This window comes from Streptomyces sp. NPDC048612, from assembly GCF_043199295.1.
In the GTDB taxonomy this organism is placed as follows: domain Bacteria; phylum Actinomycetota; class Actinomycetes; order Streptomycetales; family Streptomycetaceae; genus Streptomyces.
This window is the reverse complement of sequence record NZ_JBICVV010000013.1, coordinates 56,022-66,152: the sequence shown is the minus strand read 5'-3', so window position 1 is coordinate 66,152 and position 10,131 is coordinate 56,022. Positions and strand designations below refer to the sequence as shown.

The window sequence follows — 10,131 nt, the reverse complement described above, 5'->3', positions numbered from 1 at the left end:
GGGCGCCCCGGGCGCCCGCGGGGGCCCGGGGGGGGGCCCCCCCCCCCGGGGGGGGGGGGGGGGGGGGGGGGGGGGGGGGGGGGGGGGGGGCCCCCCCCACCCCCCCCCCCCCCCCCCCGCCTCCGGCCCGCCACCTCACATGGGTGCCGCGGCTGGCCCTGGTGGGGGAGTGGGGCGGTTTTCGCTCGTGGCGCGGGGCCGTCCGGCGGGGTGTGCGTCAGGGGGCGCTGTCGGTTCAACGGGGCTTGCGCCAGGGCCACCTGGGGCCCTCGTTCGGGGGCTTGCCCTCCGGGTCGTACTCGTACTTCCAGCCGCTCGGGAGGCCGAGGCGGTTCACCCGGGCCGGGACACGCCGGTAGACGTGGACCGTGGGCGGGCGGTCGTCGTCGGCCGGTACCGGGACCTCGTACGTCTTGGGCGGCTGGCCGGTCGCGCCGACCAGTACGGGCAGGACCCGGCCGTCCAGCGGGCCGCCGACGAAGAGGGTGTTCTCGCTTCTCACGTCCTCAGTGTCACACCGCGCGGAGCCGGCGGCGGTTCACAGGAGATGTGCGGCGTCGCTCACGACGGGCAGGGTGCGGCGGGCCAGGTCGCCGGCCGGGCCGTCGGCGGTCTCCAGCTTCAGTGCCGCCCGGGTCACCCGGGCGGTCTGCGGGTCCCCGGCCGCGGTCGCGGTCAGCAGCGCGATGAAGTGGTCGACGAGCCAGTTCCGCAGCTCGTCGAGGGCCGGCTGCTTGTCCTCGTCGAGCCAGATGAGGGAGGCGGCCTCGACCGCGGTGATCCACATCCGGACGGTCATCCGCAGCCGCAGGCCCGGTGCCGGCTCGCCCAGGTGCCGCAGGATCTGGTCGGCCGCGGCCCGCCGCACCTCGTCGACGATCGCGGTCGTACGGGTGGTCTCCACGACGCTGCCGCCCTGGAGCAGTGCGCTGAACCCGGCGTCGTGCTCGTCGACGAACGCCAGGTAGCGGTCGAGCGCGCGCGACAGCCGCTGGGTGAGCGGGCCGGTGTCCGGCTCGGCGAAGCAGCGCTCCAGGATGTCGGCGGCGCTGCGCAGCGCCGCCTCGTACAGCTGCTGCTTGCCGCCGGGGAAGTAGCGGTAGACGAGCGGCCGCGAGACCCCGGCGGCCAGGGCGACATCGTCCAGGGAGACGTCCTCGGGCGCGCGCTGGGCGAACAGGTCCAGCGCGGCGGTGAGCAATTGGCTGCGGCGCTGCTCCACGCTCAGCCTGCGATACGCGGGTCGGGGTACTGCTGGGGCGGTGCCGCTGCCGTTCATGAACAGCAGCGTAACCGGCCCGGATGTCGGCTCGTACAGGTGCTCGGGGTGTACCGGGTCCCCGCGGTCCGCTTCAGGCCAGCAGGCCCGAGCTCCGCCACAACCGGCGGCCCACACCCCGCAGTACGCCGATCTCGTCCAGGAAGTCGGTCAGCCGCCGGGCGCCGGACTGCATCACCTCACGTCGGTGGCCGCTGGCCTTGACCTGGGCGACGGCCTCGCGCCGGTCCAGCCCGACCCGGGTGTAGACGGCCGGGTTGACGAAGGAGACGGAGAACACCCGGGCCGCCTCGCCGGAGCTGATGCGGGTCAACTCCCGCTCCCAGCGCGGCGCGGTGACCATCTGGCGGCGCAGCTCCTCACGGGCGTAGCGCACATGCCGGGCCTCCTCGACGACATGGATGCGGGTCACCCCGCGCACGATCGTCTGCACCCGCTCGTCCGGGAAGGTCAGCCGCTGCATCCAGTCCAGGATCTCCTCGCCGAGCAGGGTGCAGGCGAACGAGCCGGGGGTGGTGGAGACCGTCTTGAGGACGCGGGCGAGGTTGTGGTTGAGCCGGGAGACCGGGTACGCCGGTGCGCCGCCCTTCTGGATCATGCGCGCGAACATCTTGGAGTGCCGGCACTCGTCGGCGATCTCGGTGAGGGCGTAGCGGACGTGTGCGCTGGTCACCGGCTTGTCGTAGATGTGCCGGACGAGCAGCTGCATCAGGATGATCTCGAACCAGATGCCCAGCGAGGCGAGCGAGGCGGCCTCGTGCCGGGACAGGTCCTGCTGCTGCTCCGGCGACATCTTCCGCCACAGCGGGGTGTCGTAGAGCGAGACCAGCTCCGGCGGCCAGAACCACTTGCCTTCTTCGAGGGGCGCGTCCCAGTCGAGTTCGGTGTCGGGGTCGAAGGAGTGCTTGGCCGAGGAGTCGAGCAACCGCTCGGCGACCTGCTCCCGGTCCTTGAGCAGACCGAGGGCGTCCCGCAGCACTTCGGTGTCCGTTTCGGTCATGGCGGTGGGCGCGCTCGTCATGGCTGTGCTACCTCGCTCCAGGGGTTCGGGGCCGGTCCTGCCCGCGGTCACCACTTATGAGACTGCTTGTCAGCAAGCTCGTCAATCCCCTGTGCACGACTTATTGACCCGCCGGTAAGGAACGTGTGAGCCTGCCAACGACCGCCCATGACAAGGCTTTTGCGAGCCGAGGAGGCGTACGTGTCGACCCGAGATCTCTACGTCCAGGACCCAGGCGACCCCGTGTGGAAGGTGCCCGCCACCGGTGCGGCCCGCTTCAGCTGGGACTACGACGACGGACGCGACCGGCTGCTCGCGCTCTACCAGAAGGGCAAGGACAAGCAGTGGGACGCCACCCTGCGGATCGACTGGGACCAGGAGGTGGACCCCCACGACCCGCTCGGTACCCCGGACGAGTCCATGTCCCTGTACGGCACCAGGTACTGGGACAGGATGACCGAGAAGGACCGGGGAGAACTGCGCCAGCACTACACCTCCTGGCAGTTCAGTCAGTTCCTGCACGGTGAGCAGGGCGCGATGGTGTGCGCGGCGCGGATCGTCGAATCCGTCCCCGATCTCGACGCGAAGTTCTACTCCGCCACCCAGACCATGGACGAGGCCCGGCACGCGGAGATATACAGCCGTTTCCTCCAGGAGAAGATCGGGATGCTCTACCCGGTCAACGACAATCTCCAGGCGCTGCTGTCCGACACCCTCCGGGATTCCCGCTGGGACATGCCGTACCTCGGTATGCAGGTGCTCATCGAGGGCCTGGCGCTGGCCGCCTTCGGCATGATCCGCGACACCACCACCAAGCCGCTCCCGAAGCAGATCCTGGCGTACGTCATGCAGGACGAGGCGCGCCATGTCGCCTTCGGACGCATGGCGCTGCGCGACTACTACAAGCAGCTCACCGATGTCGAACTCCGCGAGCGCGAGGAATTCGTCATCGAGGGCTGCTATTTGATGCGCGACCGGCTGCGCGGCCTGGAAGTCCTGGAGAACTTCGGCATTCCGCATGACGAGGCCGCCGAATTCACCGAGCGCTCCGAGTTCCTGCATCTCTTCCGCAAGCTGCTGTTCAGCCGGATCGTGCCCTGTGTGAAGGACATCGGCCTGTGGGGCGAACGCCTCCAGCGCGCCTATGTCGACATGGGCGTCTTCGAGATGGGCGACTCCAACCTCGATCTGCTGATGAACCAGGACGAGGAGTTCGCCGAGAAACTGGACGCGGAGCGCTTCGCGGCCGAGGAGGAGGCCCGTACGGCGGAGGTCGCGGCGGCCATCGCCGAGGGCGCGGAGAGCTGACCCCCCGGGCGTCTGCGGCCCGTCCGCGGCCCTCACCCGGCCGTCAGGGTGTCCCGTCCGGGACTCCGGAGATCAGGAAGCCGAGCATCCGGCGGCCGAGTTCCCCGGCGTCGGCGTACGGCAGCGAGTGGTGGGTGACACCCGGCAGGGTCGCGATCCGGACGCCCGGAAGGGTCCGTTCGGCCCGCGCCGCGACCCGGTGCGGCCGGTGCGTCCGGCTGTGCCCGGCCAGGAGCAGCAGGGCCGGCACGGCCACCCGTCCGGCGTCCGGCCGCGGCCCCGTGACCACCTTCGCGGTACGGAACGCGACGGCGCCCAGGCCCATCAGCCGCACCAGCGCGGGCGCCGGCGGCGCGCCCCGGGTCTCCCACTCCAGGAACCGCCGGGTGCTCCGCTCCCCGGGCCGTACGAACAGCGGCAGCGCCCGCAGCAGATACGACGGCCGGAAGCCCGCGAAGCACTGCGTCGGATCGAGCAGCACCAGCCGGTCCACCCGCCCTCCCGCGGCAGGGTCTTGGGCAGCGGTGTGCACGGCGTAACTCAGTGCGAGCCAGCCGCCGTACGAGTGCCCGGCCAGTGCCGCCGAGGTCAGCCCCAGCCCGCGGAACACGCCATCGAGCCAGTCGAGCAGATCCGCCGGCCGCCGCAGCGGCCGCCCGGTGTGCGCGCTGAGCCCCGGCCCGCCCATCTGGTCCACGGCGTACACCCGGTGTGTACGGGCGAGCGGGCCGGCGAGGGCGTACCAGACGGCCGAGGTGGTGCCGCCGCCGTGCAGCAGCACCAGCGGCGGACCGTCCGCCGGGCCGCAGACGGTGACCCGGGTGGTGCCGAACTCCGAGGGCAGGTCGAGCCGTTCCACCGGCACCGGCCACAGGGCCATGGCCTCCTCGTAGGCGGCACGGAAGGCGGCGGCGGGGGCGGGCGCAGGGGTGTCTGCTGGCATGGTGCACCTCCGGGACGGGAGAAGAGACGCACGAGGCCCGGCGCACTGCCTCGTTCAGCAAGTATCTCGCCGAGCGAGGTAATAATCAGGGGGTCGGGGAAACCGGCTCGGGAAACCGGGGCAGGGAAACACGGGCAGGGAAGAAGGGCGGCGGCGCATGGCGGAGCGGCGAGCGGCGGACGAACCGGCGGGGATGGACCTGGTCCATCTGCTGCGGGAGGTGACCCTGCGACTCGACCTCGCGGGAGCCCGGTTCGCCGGCCGCAACGGACTGCACCCCACCGACCTCCGGGCCCTGATCGGCCTGCTGGACGCGGCACGCGCCGGCGAGGAGTCGACCCCCGGCCGGCTCGGCGAGCGGCTGGGCCTCAACTCCGCGGGCACCACCGCGCTCATCGACCGCCTGGAGCGGCTCGGTCTGCTCCGCCGGGTCCGCGACACCCGCGACCGGCGCCGTGTCCTCCTGGAGGTCGACGCACGCGCGCTCGCCCTGGGGGAGTCCTTCTTCGGCCCCCTGATCGACCGCACCCTCGCCCTGCTCACCACCTTCGAGCCCGGCGAACAGGCCGCGATCCGGCGGTTCCTGAGCGGGGTCCGCGACGCGGTGACGGACGAGGAGGGGGCGTAGGGGCGCCCGCTGTCGCGTGTTGTCCGGACGGCCGCCCGCTAGGACCTGTCGTCAAACTCCCGCCTGCCCCGCGGCGCCTGGCACGCCCGCTCGCCGCGTTGTCGGGTTCACCCCGATACACCCAGTATCGGGGCGACCCTCCGCCTTGCGATCGCACGCACCAGACACCGCGGGGCCGCCCTTCGGGCGAACGACGGGAGTTTGACGACAGGCCCTAGCGCCTGCCCGACCGCGCCAGCCAGCGCCCCTCGTGCCGGGACACCTCGATCGGGCGGCCGAAGCAGGCCGTCATCCGGGCGCCGGTCAGCACCTCGTCCACCGGGCCGGCGGCCTGCACCCGGCCGTCGCGCAGCAGCAGGGCGTGGCGGATGGCCGGGGACAGCTCCTCCAGGTGATGGGTGACCGTCACGGTCGCCAACTCCGGTCGCACGTCTGCCAGTTGATGCAGCGTGTCGATCAGATCCTCGCGGGAGGGCAGGTCGAGCGCATTGAACGGCTCGTCGAGCAGCAGCAGCCGCGGCTCGGCCATCAGCGCACGGGCGATCAGGACGCGGGCCCGCTGGCCGCCCGAGCACACCCCGAACGGGCGGTCCGCCAGCTCCTTGCAGTCCAGCTCGGTGAGCAGCTCGTGGGCGCGCTCACGGGTGGCCGCGTCGTACTTGCGCCACAGCGGCTGCACGGTGCCGGTCGCACCGGTGAGGACGACCGTGTGGCCGGTCGCGTCCTGGGGGACCTTCTGCGCGCCGGAGACCAGACCGATGACGGCGCGCAGCTCGCGGACGTCCACCGTGCCGAGGCGGTGGCCGAGCACCTCGACGGAGCCGACGGTGGGGAACATCAGCGCGCCGACGAGGCGCAGCAGCGTGGTCTTGCCGGCGCCGTTCGCACCGAGCAGCGCCCAGTGCTCACCGGACCGTACGGTCCAGTCGATCCCGTCGAGGATGACCTGCCCGGTGGTGTGGCGGCGGACGCCCACCCCCTCCAGGGCGGCGATCACCCGGGCGGCTCCGGGGAGCGGAGGCGGTGCGGTCCGCCCGGAGGGCGGTGCGGACTGCGCGGGCTCCCGGGGCTGCGAAGGCTGCGTAGCGCTCATCGCGGCAGGTTAGCTGCATACCGCAGCTTTCCGTGCGGGTGTCCGGGACGCGGACTCCGGCGCCCCCCCGGCCCCCGGCCCCCGGTTACAGCGGTGCCGGGACCGGTGCCGTCACGGCGCGGACAGCCCCAACAGCGCCCGCACCCGCGCGTACTTCGCCGTCAGCCGCTCCCGCGTCGGCGCGTCCAGGACGGCCAGCCGGTCCGGATCGGCGTTGTGCGCGAGATCGGACTCCTTGACCAGCAGCGCCCCCGGCGTGGCCAGAATGCGGGCGGTGTACTCCTCGACCGGCTCGCCCGCCCGTTTGGTGACGGCCAGGATCATCGCCCTGACCTCCTCGCTCAGCGCCGCACCGGCCAGCCACTCCTCGCTCAGCGCGCCGTCCTCGACCGCGTCGTGCAGCCAGGCCGCGGCGATCTGCTCGTCGCTGCCGCCCCGTTCGCGGACGCCCGACGCGACCGCGGCCAGATGCTCGGCATACGGGCGGCCCGCCTTGTCGGTCTGCCCCGAGTGCACGCGCCGGGCCAGCGCCTCCACTTCGGCCAGGGACAGCAGCGGGGGCGGGGCGGGTTCCATGGGCGGGATCGCGTCAGCCATACGGCCATTGTGACGCGCGGACCGCGCCCCGGGCGAGGACTGCAGCCATCCGCGCCGCGCGGGCCTCAGTGCAGCGCCGCCGCCATCACCGCCCGCGCGATCGGCGCCGCGCTCCCGCCGCCGCTGATGTCCGCCCGGTCGGCGGCCGCGTCCTCCACCACCACGGCCACCGCCACGGCCGGTTCGTAGCTGTCCTTCGCCCGCGCCCAGGAGATGAACCAGGCGTACGGCGTCCCCTCGTTGCGCACCCCGTGCTGCGCGGTGCCCGTCTTGCCGCCGACCGTGACGCCCTTGAGGGCGGCCCGTCTGCCGCTGCCGTGCGCGACGACGTCGATCATCATCTCCTGGAGCTGCTGCGCCGTGACCGGGCCGATCGCCTGGCGGGTGGGCCGGTGCGGACCGTCCGCGATCATGACGCCCCTGGCGTCGGTCACCCGGTCGACGAGGGACGGCGGCGCCAGCCGGCCCCCGTTGGCGACCGTCGCCGACACCATCGCCATCTGGAGCGGGGTGGCCGTGGTGTCGAACTGCCCGATGGCGGACAGCGCGACCTGCGAGGCGTCCATCCGGGTGTCGAAGTTGCTCGGCGCGACCGGCGAGGGGAGGCGCAGCCCGGAGTCGTTGAAGCCGAACCGGCGGGCCATGCCGGCCATGTCCCGCAGCCCGATCCCGGCCCCCAGCCGCGCGAAGACGGTGTTGCAGGAGGCCCGGAAGGCGTCCTTGAGCGGGGCGTCCTCGCAGCCCTCCGCGGCGTTGCCGAGCAGGGTGGCAGTGCCGGGCAGAGGATAGGGGTCGGGTGAATCCGTGGGGGCCTCGATGTCGGTGACCCGGCCGCTCTCCAGCGCGGCCGCCGCGGTGACGACCTTGAAGGTGGAGCCGGGCGGATAGGTCTGCTGGAGCGCCCGGTTGAGCATCGGCCGCTGACCAGCACGATTCAGCCGGTGCCAGGCCGCGCTGACCCCGGCGTCGTTGCCGGACAGTTCACCCGGGTCGTACGACGGCGTGCTCACCAGCGCCAGCACCCGCCCCGTCCGCGGCTCGATCGCGGCCACCGCGCCCTTCTTGTCCCCCAGCCCGTCGAACGCGGCGCGCTGCATCCGGGGGTTGATGGTGGTGTGCACGCTGCCGCCCGGCCGGTGGGTGCGGGTCAGCTGATCCCACCAGGGGAACGTCGCGAGCCGTTCGTCGAATCCGGAGAGCACCCCGTCCTCGGCGTTCTCCAGCAGCGAGGTCCCGTAGATCTGCGAGGAGTAGCCGGTGACCGGCGCGTACAGCGGCCCCTGGGTGTAGGTGCGCTCGAAGCGCAGCCGCCCGCCGCTGTCCCGGGACCCGGTGACCGGCCGGCCCGCGACGAGCACGGCACCGCGCGGCTGCTCGTAACGCGCGATCGTCCCCCGGCGGTTGGCCGGACTGGCGCCGTAGCGCTCGGTCTCGAAGACCTGCACCCGCGCGGCGTTGACCAGAAGCGCGACGAGCAGCAGGAAGGAGAACGCGGCGGTGTGCCGAATACAGCGGATCAACGGCCGGCCTCCGGGGAGGGGGCGTCATCGGTGGCGGGCGGGGGTGGTGCCGTCCTGGGCGGGGCCGGGGACCGCGTCGGCTTCAGGAACCCCACCACCCAGCTCCTCGCCCCGAACCCCGTGCCCCCACCGGCCTCGTACGCCCCCTGCCCCCTCACCGGGCTCCCCGCCGGCCCGCCCGACGGCCCGGCGCCCGCCTCCGCCGCGGCCGACGGGGTCCCCGCCTCCGCCCTGCCCGACGGGGCACCCGTGTTCGCCCTGCCCGACGGGGCGCCCGCCTCCGCCCCCACCCGGCTCCCCGTGCCGCTCCCCGCCGTACGTCCCGTCCCGCACCCCGCTCCGGCCCCCACAGCACCACCGGCAGCGCTCCCCGCCCCGCCGCCCTCCGTCCGTGGCGTCCGGGCCCGGTCGCTGATCCGCAGCAGCAGCGCGATGATGATCCAGTTCGTGACGACGGACGACCCGCCCTGCGCGAGGAACGGCATCGCCATCCCCGTGAGCGGAATCAGCCCCGTCACCCCGCCCGCGATGACGAAGACCTGGAGGGCGGGCAGCGCCGCCAGCCCCACGGCCAGCAGGCTGCCGAACGGATCGCGCAGCCCGAGCGCGGCCCGGTAGCCGCGGGCCACCAGCAGCGCGTACAGCAGGAACAGCGCGGTCAGCCCGGCCAGCCCGAGTTCCTCACCGAACGTCGCCAGGATGAAGTCGGACTTCATGGCGAAGCCGATGAGATACGAGTGGCCCTGGCCGAGACCGGTGCCGAGCATCCCGCCGGCGGCGAACGCGAAGAGCGACTGGGCGAGCTGACCGGGCCCCCGGCCCGCCGCGATACCGGCGAACGGATGCTGCCAGTCCTCGACCCGGCCGTGCACATGCGGCTCCAGCGTGCCGACGGCCGCCGCCCCGACGCCGGCCAGGACCAGCCCGACCGCGATCCAGCCGGTCCGCCCGGTGGCCACGTACAGCAGGACGACGAAGATGCCGAAGAACAGCAGCGAGGTCCCCAGATCGCGCTCCAGGACCAGTACCGCGACGCTGACCAGCCAGATCGCGACGATCGGCCCGAGCACCCGGCCGGTGGGAAGCCGCAGCCGCCCCAACCGGCGTCCCGTATGGGCCAGTGCGCTGCGGTTGGCGGCCAGATAGGCCGCGAAGAAGACGGTGATCAGCACCTTGGCGAACTCGCCCGGCTGAATGGAGAATCCGGCGACCCGAATCCAGATCTTCGCCCCGTTGATGGCGGGAAAGAGGATCGGCGCGGCCATCAGCAACAGCGCGAGGGCCGCACAGACATAGGCGTACCGCTGGAGCACCCGGTGGTCGCGCAGCAACACCACCACCGTGATGAAGAGCCCGACGCCGACCGTCGACCACATCAGCTGGGTGGGCGCGGCGTGGTCGGCCGGGGTGTCCAGGTCCAGCCGGAAGATCAGCACCAGCCCGAGCCCGTTGAGCAGCACGGCGGTGGGCAGCAGCAGAGGATCGGCGTACGGGGCGCGGAAGCGGACGGCCAGATGCGCCAGCAGCGCGAGCCCGGCGAGCCCGGCGCCGTAGCGGACCGCCCCGCCCGGCAGCGCATGCCCGCGGGCCAGCCCCACCACGAGATATCCGCAGACGCTGATCAGGACCGCGCCTGCGAGGAGGGCCAGTTCGACACCCCGTCGCCGGGGCAGCAGCGGCAAGGGTGGGGGAGTGTCCGCCGGGCGCGCGGCCGCCGCCCTCGCCAGTGCCGTCATGCCTGGCAACGTAGCAAGCGGAGGCCG

Annotated in this window: 9 protein-coding genes and 1 pseudogene; 2 read left to right on the top strand and 8 right to left on the bottom strand. The window is 73.0% G+C overall.

Going from position 1 to position 10,131, the window contains the following annotated elements; genetic code table 11:
• Window positions 1-235: 235 nt before the first annotated feature.
• The 3 genes from ACGFN2_RS20915 to ACGFN2_RS20905 form a co-directional block, all read right to left on the bottom strand.
• A complete protein-coding gene (locus tag ACGFN2_RS20915) occupies window positions 236-502 on the bottom strand; it encodes a hypothetical protein (RefSeq protein ID WP_393362514.1) in 267 nt (88 codons plus the stop codon).
• Between the two features lie 36 nt (window positions 503-538).
• Complete coding sequence (locus ACGFN2_RS20910) at window positions 539-1,279, bottom strand: helix-turn-helix domain-containing protein (RefSeq protein ID WP_362615095.1); 741 nt, start codon at window positions 1,277-1,279, stop codon at window positions 539-541.
• A 73-nt stretch (window positions 1,280-1,352) separates the two neighbouring features.
• Window positions 1,353-2,300 (bottom strand): diiron oxygenase, encoded by a 948-nt coding sequence (locus tag ACGFN2_RS20905; RefSeq protein WP_362615094.1) that lies wholly within the window; start codon window positions 2,298-2,300, stop codon window positions 1,353-1,355.
• 180 nt (window positions 2,301-2,480) lie between these two features.
• Here ACGFN2_RS20905 and ACGFN2_RS20900 point away from each other — a divergent pair, with 180 nt between their 5' ends.
• A complete protein-coding gene (locus tag ACGFN2_RS20900; protein WP_362615092.1) occupies window positions 2,481-3,587 on the top strand; it encodes a ferritin-like domain-containing protein in 1,107 nt (368 codons plus the stop codon).
• A 43-nt stretch (window positions 3,588-3,630) separates the two neighbouring features.
• On the opposite strand, the gene ACGFN2_RS20895 is transcribed toward ACGFN2_RS20900, so the two are convergent.
• Window positions 3,631-4,530 carry an alpha/beta fold hydrolase gene (locus ACGFN2_RS20895; RefSeq protein WP_393362510.1) on the bottom strand — a complete coding sequence of 300 codons (900 nt, stop codon included), beginning with the start codon at window positions 4,528-4,530 and terminating at the stop codon, window positions 3,631-3,633.
• A gap of 157 nt (window positions 4,531-4,687) precedes the next feature.
• Between ACGFN2_RS20895 and ACGFN2_RS20890 the strand changes: the two genes are divergently transcribed.
• Window positions 4,688-5,158, top strand: a complete 471-nt coding sequence (locus ACGFN2_RS20890; protein WP_362615087.1) for a MarR family transcriptional regulator — start codon at window positions 4,688-4,690, stop codon at window positions 5,156-5,158.
• A 214-nt stretch (window positions 5,159-5,372) separates the two neighbouring features.
• On the opposite strand, the gene ACGFN2_RS20885 is transcribed toward ACGFN2_RS20890, so the two are convergent.
• The 4 genes and pseudogenes from ACGFN2_RS20885 to ACGFN2_RS20870 all read right to left on the bottom strand — a co-directional run.
• Window positions 5,373-6,155, bottom strand: coding sequence for an ATP-binding cassette domain-containing protein (locus ACGFN2_RS20885; protein WP_362614131.1), 783 nt, complete (start codon window positions 6,153-6,155; stop codon window positions 5,373-5,375).
• Window positions 6,156-6,362: 207 nt separating this feature from the next.
• Window positions 6,363-6,848 carry an HD domain-containing protein gene (locus ACGFN2_RS20880; RefSeq protein ID WP_362614129.1) on the bottom strand — a complete coding sequence of 162 codons (486 nt, stop codon included), beginning with the start codon at window positions 6,846-6,848 and terminating at the stop codon, window positions 6,363-6,365.
• A 65-nt stretch (window positions 6,849-6,913) separates the two neighbouring features.
• Window positions 6,914-8,368 carry a penicillin-binding transpeptidase domain-containing protein gene (locus tag ACGFN2_RS20875; RefSeq protein ID WP_393362507.1) on the bottom strand — a complete coding sequence of 485 codons (1,455 nt, stop codon included), beginning with the start codon at window positions 8,366-8,368 and terminating at the stop codon, window positions 6,914-6,916.
• A gap of 383 nt (window positions 8,369-8,751) precedes the next feature.
• Window positions 8,752-10,104 (bottom strand): annotated as a pseudogene (locus ACGFN2_RS20870) (FtsW/RodA/SpoVE family cell cycle protein); the annotation flags it as partial.
• Window positions 10,105-10,131: the final 27 nt, after the last annotated feature.